Source organism: Rhizobium arsenicireducens (genome assembly GCF_964021225.1).
On sequence record NZ_CAXHYK020000001.1, the window covers coordinates 2,518,085 to 2,532,934 of the forward strand.

Annotated in this window: 13 protein-coding genes; 2 read left to right on the forward strand and 11 right to left on the reverse strand. The window is 64.5% G+C overall.

The annotated features are described in order from the left end of the window. Window positions 1-14: 14 nt before the first annotated feature. On the reverse strand, window positions 15-1,361 hold the full coding sequence (locus ACWPVA_RS12600) for a TldD/PmbA family protein (RefSeq protein WP_454289584.1): 1,347 nt from the start codon (window positions 1,359-1,361) through the stop codon (window positions 15-17). A gap of 108 nt (window positions 1,362-1,469) precedes the next feature. Between ACWPVA_RS12600 and ACWPVA_RS12605 the strand changes: the two genes are divergently transcribed. After that, the gene (locus tag ACWPVA_RS12605) at window positions 1,470-3,281 is read left to right on the forward strand and encodes a monovalent cation:proton antiporter-2 (CPA2) family protein (RefSeq protein WP_454288018.1); all 1,812 of its coding nucleotides are present in this window, start codon (window positions 1,470-1,472) and stop codon (window positions 3,279-3,281) included. Window positions 3,282-3,289: 8 nt separating this feature from the next. Here the strand turns inward: ACWPVA_RS12605 and ACWPVA_RS12610 are convergent, their stop codons facing one another. From ACWPVA_RS12610 to ACWPVA_RS12620, 3 genes are read right to left on the reverse strand one after another with little or no spacing between them, the layout of a single operon-like run. After that, window positions 3,290-4,174, reverse strand: a complete 885-nt coding sequence (locus ACWPVA_RS12610; protein WP_454288019.1) for a patatin-like phospholipase family protein — start codon at window positions 4,172-4,174, stop codon at window positions 3,290-3,292. 23 nt (window positions 4,175-4,197) lie between these two features. Further along, a complete protein-coding gene (gene rsmD / locus ACWPVA_RS12615) occupies window positions 4,198-4,758 on the reverse strand; it encodes a 16S rRNA (guanine(966)-N(2))-methyltransferase RsmD (RefSeq protein ID WP_454288020.1) in 561 nt (186 codons plus the stop codon). Between the two features lie 6 nt (window positions 4,759-4,764). Next, window positions 4,765-6,780: a pseudouridine synthase gene (locus ACWPVA_RS12620; RefSeq protein WP_454288021.1), complete on the reverse strand. Its 2,016-nt coding sequence runs from the start codon at window positions 6,778-6,780 to the stop codon at window positions 4,765-4,767. Between the two features lie 91 nt (window positions 6,781-6,871). On the opposite strand from ACWPVA_RS12620, the gene ACWPVA_RS12625 reads away from it, so the two are divergent. Beyond that, on the forward strand, window positions 6,872-7,300 hold the full coding sequence (locus tag ACWPVA_RS12625; RefSeq protein ID WP_454289585.1) for a nucleoside deaminase: 429 nt from the start codon (window positions 6,872-6,874) through the stop codon (window positions 7,298-7,300). Between the two features lie 7 nt (window positions 7,301-7,307). Here the strand turns inward: ACWPVA_RS12625 and ACWPVA_RS12630 are convergent, their stop codons facing one another. From ACWPVA_RS12630 to ACWPVA_RS12660, 7 genes are all read right to left on the reverse strand, one after another. Then, window positions 7,308-8,108 (reverse strand): GGDEF domain-containing protein, encoded by an 801-nt coding sequence (locus ACWPVA_RS12630; RefSeq protein WP_454288022.1) that lies wholly within the window; start codon window positions 8,106-8,108, stop codon window positions 7,308-7,310. 70 nt (window positions 8,109-8,178) lie between these two features. Beyond that, window positions 8,179-8,658, reverse strand: a complete 480-nt coding sequence (locus tag ACWPVA_RS12635) for an N-acetyltransferase family protein (RefSeq protein WP_454288023.1) — start codon at window positions 8,656-8,658, stop codon at window positions 8,179-8,181. An 84-nt stretch (window positions 8,659-8,742) separates the two neighbouring features. Then, window positions 8,743-9,369, reverse strand: coding sequence for a hypothetical protein (locus tag ACWPVA_RS12640; protein WP_454288024.1), 627 nt, complete (start codon window positions 9,367-9,369; stop codon window positions 8,743-8,745). A gap of 135 nt (window positions 9,370-9,504) precedes the next feature. Beyond that, entirely contained in the window at window positions 9,505-12,423 is a 2,919-nt protein-coding gene (gene ileS, locus ACWPVA_RS12645) for an isoleucine--tRNA ligase (RefSeq protein ID WP_454288025.1), read from the reverse strand. A gap of 241 nt (window positions 12,424-12,664) precedes the next feature. Continuing rightward, window positions 12,665-12,904 (reverse strand): BrnA antitoxin family protein, encoded by a 240-nt coding sequence (locus ACWPVA_RS12650; protein WP_454288026.1) that lies wholly within the window; start codon window positions 12,902-12,904, stop codon window positions 12,665-12,667. 93 nt (window positions 12,905-12,997) lie between these two features. Further along, window positions 12,998-13,978 (reverse strand): bifunctional riboflavin kinase/FAD synthetase, encoded by a 981-nt coding sequence (locus ACWPVA_RS12655; RefSeq protein ID WP_454288027.1) that lies wholly within the window; start codon window positions 13,976-13,978, stop codon window positions 12,998-13,000. 14 nt (window positions 13,979-13,992) lie between these two features. Next, window positions 13,993-14,844: a TIGR01459 family HAD-type hydrolase gene (locus ACWPVA_RS12660; RefSeq protein ID WP_454288028.1), complete on the reverse strand. Its 852-nt coding sequence runs from the start codon at window positions 14,842-14,844 to the stop codon at window positions 13,993-13,995. Between the last annotated feature and the right edge of the window lie 6 nt (window positions 14,845-14,850).

Sequence of the window (14,850 nt, forward strand, 5' to 3'; positions counted from 1 at the left end):
CTACCGCCCGTTCATCAGCGCCCGGCAAGCGTCATGCCCTCAATGGCGATCGTCGGTGCGGCGACGCCGAACTTGCGGTCGATGTCGCTCGCCGGCGTAACGCGCATGAACATGTCCTTGAGGTTCGAGGCGATCGTCACCTCGGAAACCGCGTAGGTGAGTTCGCCGTTCTCGATCCAGAAGCCGGTGGCGCCGCGGCTATATTCGCCGGTGATCATGTCGACGCCCTGACCGATCAGTTCGGTCACGTAGAAGCCACTTCCGACCTGGCGGATCAGGTCCTCGGGCGAGATCGTGCCCGGTTCGAGCGCAAGGTTGGTGGAGGTCGGAGAAACGGACGTTCCGCCGCGTGCGCCGCGGCCATTGGTATGGAGGCCGAGTTCACGGGCAGCCGAAGAGGAGAGGAACCAGTGCTTCAGCACGCCGTCCTCGATCATCGCCAGCTTCTCTCCGCGCACCCCTTCTCCGTCGAAGGGCCGCGATGCGGAGCCGCGAACTTTCAGCGGGTCGTCGGTGATGTTCAGCCCAGACTTGAGCACCTGCTCGCCCATGCGGTCGCGCAAGAAAGATGTCTTGCGGGCGACCGAGGCGCCGTTGATGGCACCGGCGATATGGCCGACGAAACCGCGCGCGACACGCGGGTCGAAGACCACGGTCACGTCCTTATCCGTCGGCACCTGGCGCGGGTTGATCCGCTTGACCACGCGCTCGCCGGCGCGGCGGCCGATTTCCTCCGGCGTGTCGAGTTCGTTGTAATAGAGACGGCTGTCGAAATCGTGGTCGCGCTCCATGCGCGTTCCCTCGCCGGCGATCACGCCGACCGAGCGGCTGAAACGGGAAGCCATGTAGCTGCCGGAAAAGCCGTGTGAGGTGACAAGCACCATTCCGCCCATGCCGGCGGATGCACCCGCGCCGGCCGAATTGCTGACGCCGTCGATGCCGAGCGCTGTAGCCTCCATCGCGAGCGCCGCCTCGCGCAGCATCTCGCTCGAAACCTCGGTCGGATCGAAGAGTTCGAGATCGACGATGGAGCGGGCGAGGTCGGCCTCGTCAGCCAAACCCGCATAGGGGTCTTCCGGCGAAACCCTTGCCATGGCGACGGCGCGCTCGGCCAGGACCTTGAGATCAAAACCAGGATTGGCCGAGACGCTGGCGACCTGCTTGCCGATGAAGACCCTCAACGAGAAATCGTCACCTTCCGAGGCATCGGTTTGCTCAACCTTGCCGAGGCGGACGCTGACCGAGGCCGAGCGGGAGCGCACGACCACGGCATCGGCACTGTCGGCGCCGGCTTTCAGGGCAAGCGCAACAAGTTCCTCGGCGCGGGAGAGGAGGCTGGCGGAATCGATCTGGCTGGACATGATTTGGCCTTTCATTCCCGCTCCATTTATTGTGCATTACGAATGGCATCAAGGGTCGCCCGGTGATTCACCGTCCACAGGCGATCACAAACGCAGGAGAGCCACAGATTGTCGACTGGAGCCGAGGCGCTTTTCGCCGAAACGCTGTTGTTGCTCGGCGGCGCGATCGTCGCTGCCCCGGTTTTCCGCAAGCTCGGGCTGGGCACCGTGCTCGGTTATCTGGCCGCAGGCGTCGTGATCGGGCCGATCGCGCACATCATCACCGGCACTGGAGACATTCTTGCGGTCGCCGAACTGGGCGTTGTCTTCCTGCTGTTCATTATCGGCCTGGAACTGAAACCGACGCGCCTCTGGCACATGCGCCATGACATATTCGGACTCGGCACCGCCCAGGTGGTGGTAACAGGCCTCGCACTCACCGGTGTCTGCATCCTGACGGGACTGACCGACTGGCGCGGCGGACTGGTGGCCGGCTTCGGCCTTGCGCTTTCGTCAACTGCCTTTGCCTTGCAGATACTCAACGACAGTAACGAGATGAACAGCCGGCACGGCCAGCGCTCCTTCTCGATCCTGCTGCTGCAGGACATCGCCATCGTCCCCTTGCTCGCCATGGTGTCGATCCTCGGCGGCAGCGGCGGAGGCGATGGACATTCCCCGCTCATCAGTGCCGCCCTTTCGATCGGCGCCATCATCGTGACGATCCTGGCCGGGCGCTTCCTGCTGACCCCGCTCTTCCAGGTCATCGCCCGTACCGGTGCGCGCGAGGTGATGATCGCGGCGGCCCTCTTCGTCGTCCTGGGATCCGCCATGCTGATGCATGTGGCGGGCCTCTCCATGGCGATGGGCGCCTTTCTGTCTGGTGTAATGCTGGCGGAATCCTCCTACCGGCATGAACTCGAGGCCGATATCGAGCCATTCCGCGGCCTGCTTCTGGCCCTGTTCTTCATGGCGGTCGGGCTTTCGATGCAACTGGACGTCATCTGGAACAATCTGGTGATCATTCTGATCGCCGTGCCAGCCCTGATGGCAATAAAGGCTGGCATTCTCTACGGGCTCTGTCGTGCGACCGGTTCGAGCCACGAGGATGCGACCCGCATCGCACTACTCCTGCCGCAAGGTGGCGAGTTCGGATTCGTTCTCTTTACCACTGCAGCCGTCAGCGGCCTGATCAGCGCCAGCACCTCCTCGCTGCTGATCGCCATCGTCACCCTGTCCATGGCGCTGATGCCGTTCGGCTCGCTTATCACCCGTCGCTTGATCACTGAGGAGACCCGCGAAGAGATCGATGAGGATTTCGAGGGCGCCGGTTCAGAGGTGCTGATCATCGGCTTCTCCCGTTTCGCCCAAATAGCCGCGCAGATCCTGCTCGCCAGCGGTCGCGACGTGACGATCATCGACAATTCAGCCGACCGCATCCGTCAGGCCGCATCCTTCGGCTTCCGCATCTACTTCGGTGACGGCAGTCGCCTCGACGTGCTGCGCGCCGCGGGCATCGAGCGAGCCAAAATCGTCGCAGTCTGTACGCAGAAGCGCGAAATCACCGACCGGATCGTCGATATGATCAGGGCCGAATATCCGGAGACACGCCTCTTCGTGCGCGCCTATGACCGTGTCCACAGCATCTCGCTGAGAAAGCGCGACGTCGAATACGAGCTGCGCGAGACGCTAGAATCCGGACTTCTTTTCGGTCGCCGCACGATCGAGGCGCTCGGCGTCGGCGAAGACGAGGCCCGTGCGATCGGCGAGGACATTCGCCGGCGCGATGAGGAGCGCCTAAAGATCCAGGTGTCCGAAGGATTCCACGCGGGCCGCCACATGCTGCACAACCGTCCGGTTCGCCCCGAGCCGCTGGTCAAGCCGAAGCGGACAACGGCCAAGTCCGATGCGGACGCCACCAATGCGGACCAGGACAGCGCCTGACGCTCACCTCAGTGGCGGATGAAATCCTCGATCCGTGCCTCGAGCTCGCGCTTGAACTGGTCCTTGATAACCTCGTTCACCTCGATGATCTGGCGGGCCTTGAGAAGGTCGAGCACGCGGAAGGCATTGACCTCGGGCCGCAGGTAGATGTCCGGTTGGCAGAGCTTCATCTTCAGCGCGATATTGGACTGCATGAGTAGCTGGGTCGCTCCGAGCAGACTGTCGATCCGGTTCGGCACGAAGCTGCCCGCCGTATCCGGGCCACCAACAACGTCGACCCCGACAATGATGTCGGCCACACCGCTCAGGTGTTCGTAAGGCACGGGATTGAAGATGCCACCGTCGACCATCAGCCGGCCGTCGCGGTGGATCGGCATGAAGAGTGCCGGAATAGCAGCCGAAGCGGCGAGCGCCTGGTGGAGATCGCCCGTCTCGCAGACCACTTCGCACTGGCCGTAATAATCGGTGGCGATCGCCTTGAACGGGATGTCCAGTTCGGAAAATTCGTGGGGGATCTCCTTGGGAAGGAAGGCCTTGAGAATGCGTTCCAGGTTGAACTGCCCAAGCTTGAAGCCGCCCAGCGCATCGCGCATGGTCGCCGGGCCAAGGCCCCAGAGCCGGCTCAGCACCGTGGCGCGGTGACCGATGGTTTCCACCACGTAGTCGCGAATTTCCCGCCCCGTCATTCCGGCTGCCATCCCTGCCCCGAGGATGGCCCCCATGGACGACCCGGCGATCGCCACCGGCTTGATACCCAGTTCGTCGAACGCCTCGATGACCGGGATCTGGGCAAAACCCCGCGCGCCGCCGGCTCCGAGCGCCAGCCCGACCGATGGAGTGCCGGCCGACCGCATGGGCGGCGCGGCAACGGTCAAAGCAATCTCATCCTGCATGGCGACTTTCCCCGAGTGACGTTTCAGGCAGGTCTATAGGAAAAGAAGTACATTTTCGTGTCACCGAAACTGCGCTCCTCAAGGTATCCGAACACAGGATCGACGATGACCTCGACATCCGCACGCTCCTCGAGGAGGACGATCGCGCCCGGCTTGAGCCAGCCGCCGGCATGGGCGGCAAAAAGCGCCTTTTCGCCGAGCCCCTTGCCGTAGGGCGGATCGGCAAAAACAAGATCGAACGGCTCGATATTGGAAGCGGGGCCGAGATCCGTCGCATCGCGGCGCAGGATGCGGGCGCGGCCATGCAGGCCGAGCGCGTCGATGTTTTCCCACAAGAGGCTGCGACCCTCGATGCTGTTCTCGACGAAAAGGGCCGATTTCGCGCCGCGCGACAGGGCCTCTATGCCGACAGCGCCGGTGCCGGCAAAGAGGTCGAGCACGCGGGTGGCGTCGAGCACGCCCGGATGGGCATGCGCCAGGATGTTGAACAGGCTCTCACGCGTCCGGTCGGTGGTCGGCCGGATGGCGTTGGATTTTGGCGCGGCCAGCATACGGCCGCGAAACTCACCGCCGACGATCCGCACCGCGCCCTACCTCTTGCCCTTGGCTGGGCCGCGGCCACCGGAGGGCTTGCCGCCGCTGGGGCGTCCGCCGGGCTTACCGGAGAACGACTTCGGCCCACCGGGTTTCCCACCGAAGGGCTTGCCGCCTCTCGGCTTGTCGCCAAAGGGCCGATCGCCTGCCGGACGGCTGTCGGCGCTGCGAGGGCCACGTGGCTTGTCGCCGAAAGGACGGTCTCCCGCAGGGCGGCTGTCGCTGCGGGGGCCACGCGGCTTGTCACCATACGGACGGTCACCGGCCGGGCGACTGTCGGCGGTGCGAGGCGACCGCGGCTTGTCACCGAACGGCCGGTCGCCGCGGGGACGATCGTCGCGCGAGCGTGCCTCGTAGGGGCGACCCTCGCGGGGGCCATCGCCACGGGGGCGGTCGCTGCGGGGACGGTCGCCGGTACGCGCCGGACGCTCTGAACGGTCGCCGCGGTCGGGACGGCCGCCGAAATCGCGCTTTCCGGCGAAACCTGCGTCGTCCTTGCCGCGCGCGGGCTCCTCGGAGCGGATCCATTCGCCCTCCGCGTCACGGGTGCGGCTGACCGTCACGCGCGGTCCCGGATCGGGACGGCCGTAGTCCGACTTTCCCTTGCGGTCAGGATCGAAACGGTTGGACGACCTGGTCGGCTTGCCGTCCTTGGTGCGGCCATAACGCTTGTCGGCGGCCCCGTCGGGACGGGCACGGGCCGGACGCTTCTCTGCAGCGGCTGCGGCCTCGCCGGCCTTCTTTTCCGAGACCGGACGGGCGCCAGGCGCCATCCAGACATTGGCGGTGCGTGATGATCCCGGCGTGCGGCGCTGCGGCTTGTCGGCGAAATCACCGCGGCTGTCGCCACGATCGGAACGCGGGCCAGAGGCGCGCTTGTCGCCGAAGCTCCCCTTGCCGCGGTCGTCGCCGGCACGCTTACCCTGCGGCTTGCCACGTGGCTCCTCGCGTCGGGTGTCGAGGCGGCCGAGCGCCTGCTCACGGCGATCCTCGGGCTTGCCTTCGCGCCTTCCTTCGCCGCGCGGCTTTTCCTCGCGCGCCCATTCGGACTTCGCCGGCCGCGCCTTGGCAGGGGCGGCCTCCTCGTCCTCATCGCCAGCACCGTGATCGAAGATCGGCGCATCGAAATTGGCCTTGGCCTCCTCGATCAGCCGGGGACCGAGCTGGTCGCGCAGCATGCGGCCGCGAACCTCGATGACCTTGCCCTCGGGCAGGTCGCCAAGCTGAAACGGGCCGTAGGAAATGCGGATCAGGCGGTTGACCTCGAGGCCGAGCGCGCCGAGCACGTTCTTGATCTCACGGTTCTTGCCTTCGCGCAGACCCATGGTGATCCAGACATTGTGGCCCTGCTTGCGGTCCAGCGTCGCATCGATGGCGCCGTAGAGCACGCCGTCGACGGCAATGCCTTCTTTCAGCTTGTCAAGCGCCGGCTGGTCGATCTCGCCATAGGCGCGCACACGGTAGCGGCGCAGCCAGCCGGTGGTCGGCAGCTCCAGAACGCGGGCAAGTCCACCGTCATTGGTGAGCAGCAGCAGGCCCTCGGTGTTGATGTCGAGGCGGCCAATGGACATGACGCGCGGCAGGTCTTCCGGCAGGTTTTCGAAGACCGTCGCGCGGCCTTCCGGATCGGCATTGGTGGTCACCAGGCCGGCCGGCTTGTGATAGAGCCAGAGGCGCGTGCGCTCGATGCCGCGGATCGGCTGGCCATCGACCTCGATCGCATCGGCGAAGGTCGCGTTGACGACCGGCGTGTCGAGGACCTTGCCGTTGAGCGTGACGCGGCCTTCCATGACCATGCGTTCGATGTCGCGCCTGGAGGCGACCCCGGCGCGGGCGAGCAGCTTGGAAATGCGTTCCGGCTTCACGCCCTCTTCGCCCTCGACCGAGGCCTGCGGCTTCGCCGCCTTGGGCGCCGGCTTGTCGGTTGCCGTGCTCGGCTTGCGGGTGAGCGGCTTGCCGCCGCGGTCGGACGTTTTCGGTCCGGGGCGCCTGGACTTGTCTTTGAATGTCATTTGCTGTTTGCCTGTGGTTTGGGCTGTCCTAGCAGGTCAGGGCGGCTTGGTTAAGAGGAAAGTTGTGGACGTGGCGCAGACGAACGGATTCATGGCAGCGGCGCTGGAAGAGGCAAGAACCGCGGGCGAGCGCGGTGAGGTGCCTATCGGCGCCGTCGTGGTCGCGGATGGCCGGATCGTCGCCCGTTCCGGCAACGAGACGAGGGCGCTCAACGACGTCACCGCGCATGCCGAGATTCTCGCGATCCGCCGGGCCGCCGAAGCGCTCGGCGACGAGCGGCTTTCGGGCGCCGACCTCTATGTCACGCTCGAACCCTGCACCATGTGCGCGGCCGCCATTTCCTTCGCCCGCATCCGCCGGCTCTACTACGGCGCAGAAGATCCGAAGGGCGGCGGGGTGGACAATGGCGTGCGCTTCTACACCCAGCCAACCTGCCATCATGCACCGGAAGTCTATTCCGGCCTCGGGGAAACGGAATCCGCCACATTGCTACGAGACTTCTTCCAGAACAGGCGGTGAAGGGGCCTCACGCCGCGAGCGGGCCGAGCTCCGCGCCATCGAAGACGATGCGATCGCGGCCGCCGTCCTTCGCCCGGTAGAGATATTCGTCCGCGCGGCGGAAGAGGTCGACCGGGTCGAAGGCATCGATGACGGACGCCGCGCCGATGCTGACGCTGATCGGCACCCGGCTGCCGGTGACCACGAGTTCGACAGCCGCCACGGCGCGGCGAATGCCATCTGCGACGGCGCGCGCCCGTGTCACGTCAGCCGGATGCAGGAAGACGACAAACTCCTCGCCGCCGATCCGTCCCCAGAGATCGGCACCGGTGGTCGCCTCGGCGATGCAGGACGCGATCCGGCGGAGCGCCTCGTCGCCGACGAGATGGCCGAAGGTATCGTTGATGCGCTTGAAATGATCGGCATCGGCGACCAGCAGGGCCGCGGGTCCCTGATGGCCGGGAGCGCGCGAAGCAAGCGCGGCAAAGAGGGCCTCGCGGTTGAGCCCTCCGGTCAGCGCGTCGCGGCGCGCCTTGAAGCGCAGGTCCTCATGCAGTCGTCTCAGTTCACCATGCATGTCCTCGAGTTCGACATGCATGCGGGCGAGTTCGTCGCGCTGGCGCAGGATGACGTCCTTTTGGTGGAACTGCCACAGGCTGGCCGGTCCGCCGATCACCAGCGGGCAAAGCGCGCTCATCCAGAAACCCGGCCCATCCGGATGACCGCCCAGCAGGGGCACCAGAGCCAAGACGATGGAGACGGAAAGGACCACCGAGGCCACCGTTGCGACCGCGGACTTGATCCATGTATTTTTGCTGACGCCGAACATGGCGGCACGCTAGCCGATCTGGAGTTAACGTAGCGTAAGGCGGGAAGCGCGGACCGACGGAATTGGGCGCTCAACCCGCCGCGAATTCCTTCAGCTTGTCGCCGGCGAGCCGATAGCGGATCCACTCGTTCTGCGGCTCGGCACCGATCGCGTCATAGACGCGGATGGCCGGCTCGTTCCAGTCGAGCACGCTCCATTCGAAGCGGCCGCAGCCTTTGTCGACGGCGATCCTTGCCAGATGGCGCAGCAACAGCTTGCCGGCGCCCGAACCGCGATAGTCCGGCGAGATGTAGAGATCCTCGAGATAGAGGCCGTTCCTTGCCTGCCAGGTGGAATAGTTGAAGAACCAGACGGCAAAGCCGGCCGGCACGCCGTCCGCTTCGAGAATTGCCGCTCCCGTCACGGCACCTGGGCCGAACAGCGATGCAGTCAGGCTCTCCTGGCTCGCCTCGACCTCGTGGCCGGCGTTTTCGAACACGGCAAGCTCGGTGATGAAGCGCAGGATCGTGCCGACGTCAGCAGCGGTTGCATCGCGGATAGTGAAGTTCATCTGATCCCCTGAGATGTTCGGCCATGCAAAAGGGCAGGTCGTTTCCGCCCTGCCCTGTCTAGGAAAAATCCGAAGCCAATCGGCTTACTGGAACGGCATCCACCATTGTCTGTTCTGGTTGGCGGCCTTGGCCATTTTCTTGCGGCGCTTTTCCTTCTTCGATTCCGGCTCGCCGAGATCGGCGAGGGCCGCCTCGTCCGCCTTGCGGTATTCGGTCGGCGGATCGGAGAGGAAGCGGCGCTGGTCGAGATAGGCGCCCTTCTGCAACTCGCGCGCCTCGCGGAAGGCCTGCCATTTCTGCGTCTCGGTCAGCGTGCCGCTCGTACCGTAACCGGCGAGCAATGGCGAGCGGTAGCGCGGGTTATTGGCATTGGCGTCCGCTTCGGCGACGAGGCGCTCGCGCGCCTGTTCCGGGCTTTCCAGCCATTCGGGATTTTCCTTGCCGGCCAGCGACTGCTGCGGCGCGGCGAGATTGGCCTTGGCGGTTTCCGGCGGCATGACAAGAGCCGGGCGCGGATTGTACTTCGTGCCCTTGTTCTTGTTCGTATCCGAGCCGATTGAGACAGCCGAGCCGACGTCGTCGACCAACTGTTCCATGGCGGTCTTGTCGGTGCCGTAGGTCGGGCTGCCGACGCAGCCGGTCAATGCGGAGCATGCGAGCAAAAGGCCGGCCATCCCGGCGCCAACTCTGAACAATTCTGCCGATTTCATGAATGCCTTCGAGCCTCGCCGCTGTTTATGCTTTCGCCGACTGTCTTCCTTACTCGATTGAGCGAAGAATCCGGCCAATTTCAGGCACATTTACCGGATGACCGCGCAAAGCGCAAATCATCCGATAACATTGCGTTAATGACGGGCGGCCAATTCGCGTAAAGCCGCTGCATCGCGGGCCGAGACGTCGGGATAGTCCGGGTCCGAGCCGACATCGCTGGTGATCTTCCACGAGCGGGCGCATTTCGTGCCCTCGGCAAGCTTCGGCTCGACCGCGACCTTGGTTCCGTCGTCGAGGCGAAAGGCCTCGGCCGGGCCTTCACCGGCCAGAACCGTGATGGCGGACGTGATACAGATCTCGGCGAAGTCGAGGCCGTCCAGCGTCGCCAGCAGTTCCGGATCGCCGACATGCACGACGGGCGCGGCTTCCAGCGACGAGCCGATACGCTTGTCCTTGCGCTCGATCTCCAGCGCGCCTGTGACGGCACGGCGGACAGTGCGAACCTTTTTCCACTTTTCGGCCAGCGCCTCGTTCGACCAGTCGGCCGGGATTGCCGGGAACTGTTCGAGATGGACCGACTCGGCGTTTGGATCGCGCGACAGCCAGGCTTCCTCGGTGGTAAACGGCATCATCGGCGCAAACCACAGGACGAGGCAATCGAACAGCTTGCGGATGACGAAGAGCGATGAACGGCGCTTCAGGCTCGACGGCGCATCGCAATAGAGCGTGTCCTTGCGGATGTCGAAGTAGAAGGCCGAGAGCTCGACATTGGCGAAATCGGTCAGGGCGCGGGTGATGCGCTTGAAGTCGAAATCGTCATAGGCCTTGCGCACCAGCTGGTCGAGTTCGGCCAGGCGATGCAGCATGAGCTTTTCGAGCTCCGGCAGATCGGCATAGGCAATCTCCTCGCCGGTGTCGTGGGCAAGCGTGCCGAGCATCCAGCGGATCGTGTTGCGGATCTTGCGGTAAGCGTCGATATTGGTCTGGATGATCGTCTTGCCGACGCGCAGGTCTTCCGCATAGTCCGACGACATGACCCAGAGGCGCAGGATATCGGCGCCGGCATCCTTCATGATGTCCTGGGGCGCGGTGACGTTGCCCTTGGACTTCGACATCTTCTCGCCCTTCTCGTCCATGATGAAACCATGGGTGACAACGGCGTCGTAGGGCGCGCGACCGCGCGTGGCGCAGCTTTCCAGCAGCGAGGAATGGAACCAGCCGCGATGCTGGTCGGAGCCTTCGAGATAGACGTCGGCCGGCCATTTCAGGTCCGGGCGGTCCTCCAGCGTGAAGGTGTGGGTCGAGCCTGAGTCGAACCAGACGTCGAGGATGTCGGTGACCATCAGCCATTTTTCGGCATCATGGGCATTGCCGAGGAAGCGCTCCTTGGCGCCTTCGGCGAACCAGGCGTCGGCACCTTCCTTCTCGAAGGCTTCGAGGATGCGGTCGTTGACTTGCTTGTCCTGCAGGACATTGCCGGCGGCATCAGCGAAGACGCAGATCGGCACGCCCCAGGCGCGCTGACGCGACAGCACCCAGTCCGGACGGCCTTCGATCATGGCGCGCAGGCGGTTCTGACCGGCTGCGGGCACGAAGCGGGTGTCGTCGATGGCCGAGAGGGCTCGGCTGCGCAGCGTCGTGCCGTCGCCAAGCTCCTTGTCCATGTAGACGAACCATTGCGGCGTGTTGCGGAAGATGACCGGCTTCTTGGAGCGCCAGGAATGGGGATAATCATGCTTGACGCGGCCGCGGGCAAACAGGTTGTTCGCCGCGATCAAGGCATCCATGACGCGCTTGTTGGCATCGCCCTTCTTGCCGTTGTCGTCGATGACGCGGGCGGCACCGCCCTCGGCCGACGGTCCGAAGCCCGGCGCGTCCTCGGTGTAGAAACCGGCGTCGTCGACGGTGAAGGGGATCTTGGTATCGATACCCTTGTACCGCGCCTTCTCCATCCAGATATCAAAGTCTTCTCGACCGTGGCCCGGCGCCGTATGCACGAAGCCGGTACCGGCATCATCGGTGACGTGGTCGCCGTCGAGCATCGGCACCGTAAATTCATAACCGCCGCCGAGGCCCGCGAGCGGGTGTCTGCAGTTCACGCCGTCCAGCTCGGCGCCCGCAATATCCCGCACCAATTCAAGAGTGAGTTTGGCTTTAGCCGCGCAGTCACCGGCCAGGCGCTTGGCGAAGATCAGCTTCTCGCCCGGCTGCGGACCAAAGTCGTTGACTGCCTCCGTGACTTCATAAAGGCCGTACTCGATGCGCGACGAGAAGGAGATCGCGCGGTTTCCAGGGATGGTCCAAGGTGTGGTTGTCCAAATGACAACGGAGGCATCAAGCAAATCGCTCGCCTTCTCGCCGTCGCGAACGACGAACTTCACCGGGAACTTCACCCAGATCGTGTCGCTCTCGACCTCGTGATATTCCACCTCGGCTTCCGCCAGCGCCGTGCGCTCGACCACACTCCACATGATCGGCTTGGAACCGCGGTAGAGCTGGCCGGACATGGCGAGCTTCAAGAGTTCGCCAGCGATGCGGCTTTCGGCGTGGAAGTTCATCGTGGTGTAGGGACGGTCGAAATCGCCTTCGATGCCGAGACGGCGGAATTCCTCCGACTGGATGTCGATCCAGCCTTGCGCGAATTCGCGGCATTCCTTGCGGAATTCGTTGACCGGGACTTCGTTCTTGTCCTTGCCCTTGGCGCGGTAGGCTTCCTCGATCTTCCATTCGATCGGCAGGCCGTGGCAGTCCCAGCCGGGCACGTAATTGGCGTCATAACCGCGCATCTGGAACGAGCGGGTGATGACGTCCTTCAAGACCTTGTTCAGCGCATGGCCGATATGGATGTTGCCATTGGCATAGGGCGGGCCGTCATGCAGGACGAATTTCTCGCGGCCGGCGGCGGAGGCGCGGAGCCTCTTGTAGAGGTCCATGTCCTTCCACTTCCTTGCCATTTCCGGCTCCTTCTGCGGCAGGCCGGCGCGCATCGGGAATTCGGTCTGGGGCAGGTAGAGGGTGGAGGAATAGTCTACTTTGTCAGTGGTATCGGTCATGATCTTGCCATCGAGGGGCGCCCGATTAGGGTCGCGCATTGGTCGTGTAAATCGCGGTGACGGAGAGCGTCTGGAGAAACGCCGAAAACCCGGACCCTCCGGCAGCTTTCACAGCGCGCGGAAGGCCGGGCCCATAATTCGAAGGGATATGGTCAGCCGAACCCTGGTCATTGTGGGCGTTGTTTAAGGGTTTTCACCGGGAAAAGGAAGAGGCTTGGTGGCCGGCGCGGACAGTGTTCGCCTATTCGCCGCCGTCGGCCTTCATGGCGGCGCGCAGGGCGTCGTTGATGCGATCCTGCCAGCCAGGCCCGTCCTTCTGGAAAAATTCCAGAACGGCGCTGTCGATCTTGATCGACACCATTTCCCTGGCCTCCGGCACGGCGCGTCGCTCGACGGCGGGAGCGGCCGGTTTCTTGGCCGGTTTGAACAAGGCTTCAGCCGCATCTATCGGGTTTACGGGGCGGCGCGGCGGACTGGCCATCAAATCACCTTCCTTGTTCTGTGTTCAAATGCGGCTTTCAATTCCGCCGGGCAATAGGCGTCAAATCCAGGCGGGGGTCAATCGCCAGCCACACTAGAAGGCGATCTTCGCGTCCAGTTCGCCAAGCGGCCTTATGCCGGACAGAAGCGCCCTCGCCTCCTCCTCGTCCTTGCGGATCTGTTCGACCAGCGGCTCCAGCCCGGTAAATTTCAGTTCGTCGCGCAGGTGGCCGAAGAAGGACACGCGGCAGTGCTCTCCGTAAAGGTTCCCGGCGAAATCGAAGACGTAGGTTTCCAGCAGGGGAGCGCCATCCTCGGTTACCGTCGGGCGATAGCCGAAGCTGGCGACACCATCGTGCAGGCTGCCATCGGCCCGGCGCAGGCGGACCGCGTAGATGCCGGGCTTCAGCTCGGCTTCGGGGGCGAGCGCCATGTTGGCCGTCGGATAGCCCAGCGTTCGCCCCAACTGCTGGCCCTTGATGACCTCGGCCTCGACGGTGAAGCGATAGCCGAGCAGGCCGGCGGCTTGCCCCACATCGCCCTCGGCGAGCAGGCGGCGGATGCGGCTGGACGAGACGACCTCGGCGCCTTCGTCGCGGAAGGCATCGACCAGCGTCACGCCGAAGCCGTTGCGCTTGCCGGCCTCCATCAGGAAGGCGGGGCCGCCCTCGCGACCCTTGCCGAAATGGAAGTCGAAGCCGGTCACCACCTCGGTCGCCCCGAGCCAGTCGACCAGGATCGAGCGGACGAATTCCTCGGCCGAGCGGGAGGAAAATTCGCGATCGAAGGGATATTCGATGACCGAGTGGAAGCCCATGGCTTCCAGCACCTGGGCGCGAACCGGCGCAGGCGTCAGGCGGAAGACCGGCTTGTCGGGATTGAAGACGGTGCGCGGATGGGGCTCGAAGGTCAGCACCAGGGCCGGGACGCCACGGCTCTGCGCCAGTTCCAGCGCCCGGTTGAGCACGGTCTGGTGGCCGCGATGCACGCCGTCGAAATTGCCGATGGCAATCACCCCGCCCTTGAGGTTTTCCGGCAGCGGGTTCTTCTTTTCGTTGCGGTGAAAGACGGTCATGGCATGTCCTCGCCTCAGGCGAGCCTCTGCATCCAGTAGTTCGGCGCGGCGTTCTCGCGCTTCAGCCAGGCATTGAGGATCGCCTCGTCCGGCTTGCCGTTGACCGTATATTCGGCCGCATGGATGCCGCCGGAGATATAGAGAAGGTCGAGGCCGGCATCGAGAGCGCCGCGCACGTCGGTCGGCATGCCGTCGCCGATCGCCAGCACGCGGCCCTTGTCGACCGGGCCTTTGTGGGCTTCGGCCGCGGCCACGAGGGAGGCCTCGTAGATCGGGCTGTGCGGCTTGCCGGCGATGCGGGTCGTGCCGCCGAGTTGTTCGTAATAGGCGGCAACCGCGCCAGCGCAGGGAATGATGCGGTGGCCGCGCTCGACGACCAGGTCGGGATTGGCGCAGATCAGTGGCGCCTGGCGGGCGGCAAAAGCGACCAGCATGTCGTGATAGTCTTCCGGCACTTCGGTTTCATCATCAAAGAAGCCTGTACAGACGATGGCCTCGGCCTCCTCCGCGGACACGCGGACGACGTCGAGGTCGTCGAGCAGGTTCAGGTCGCGGTCGGGACCGAGGAAGAAGATCTTGTTCGGGCCGGCGGCGATCAGCGTGCGGGTCACATCACCGGAGGTGACGATCCGGTCATAGGCTGTGTCGGCGACGCCGATCATGCGCAGCTGATTGATGACGTCCTGCGAGCGGCGCGGCGAATTGGTAATGAGAACCACGGTCACGCCGGCCGCGCGGGCCTCGGTCAGCACCTCGGAGGCGGCCGGAAAGGCGTCGATGCCGTTGTGCAGCACGCCCCAGACGTCGCAAAGGATGACGTCGTAGCGTTCAGTGACATCGCTCAATGTGGAAATGCGCTCGGCCATTCGCTG

Bases quoted from the DNA above. Each gene is read 5' to 3' on its own strand.
- ACWPVA_RS12600 (WP_454289584.1), bottom strand. From the start codon at position 1,361: ATGTCCAGCCAGATCGATTCCGCCAGCCTCCTCTCCCGCGCCGAGGAA.
- ACWPVA_RS12610 (WP_454288019.1), bottom strand. From the start codon at position 4,174: ATGCAGGATGAGATTGCTTTGACCGTTGCCGCGCCGCCCATGCGGTCG.
- ACWPVA_RS12620 (WP_454288021.1), bottom strand. From the start codon at position 6,780: ATGACATTCAAAGACAAGTCCAGGCGCCCCGGACCGAAAACGTCCGAC.
- ACWPVA_RS12625 (WP_454289585.1), top strand. From the start codon at position 6,872: ATGGCAGCGGCGCTGGAAGAGGCAAGAACCGCGGGCGAGCGCGGTGAG.
- ACWPVA_RS12630 (WP_454288022.1), bottom strand. From the start codon at position 8,108: ATGTTCGGCGTCAGCAAAAATACATGGATCAAGTCCGCGGTCGCAACG.
- ACWPVA_RS12635 (WP_454288023.1), bottom strand. From the start codon at position 8,658: ATGAACTTCACTATCCGCGATGCAACCGCTGCTGACGTCGGCACGATC.
- ACWPVA_RS12640 (WP_454288024.1), bottom strand. From the start codon at position 9,369: ATGAAATCGGCAGAATTGTTCAGAGTTGGCGCCGGGATGGCCGGCCTT.
- ileS (WP_454288025.1), bottom strand. From the start codon at position 12,423: ATGACCGATACCACTGACAAAGTAGACTATTCCTCCACCCTCTACCTG.
- ACWPVA_RS12650 (WP_454288026.1), bottom strand. From the start codon at position 12,904: ATGGCCAGTCCGCCGCGCCGCCCCGTAAACCCGATAGATGCGGCTGAA.
- ACWPVA_RS12655 (WP_454288027.1), bottom strand. From the start codon at position 13,978: ATGACCGTCTTTCACCGCAACGAAAAGAAGAACCCGCTGCCGGAAAAC.
- ACWPVA_RS12660 (WP_454288028.1), bottom strand. From the start codon at position 14,844: ATGGCCGAGCGCATTTCCACATTGAGCGATGTCACTGAACGCTACGAC.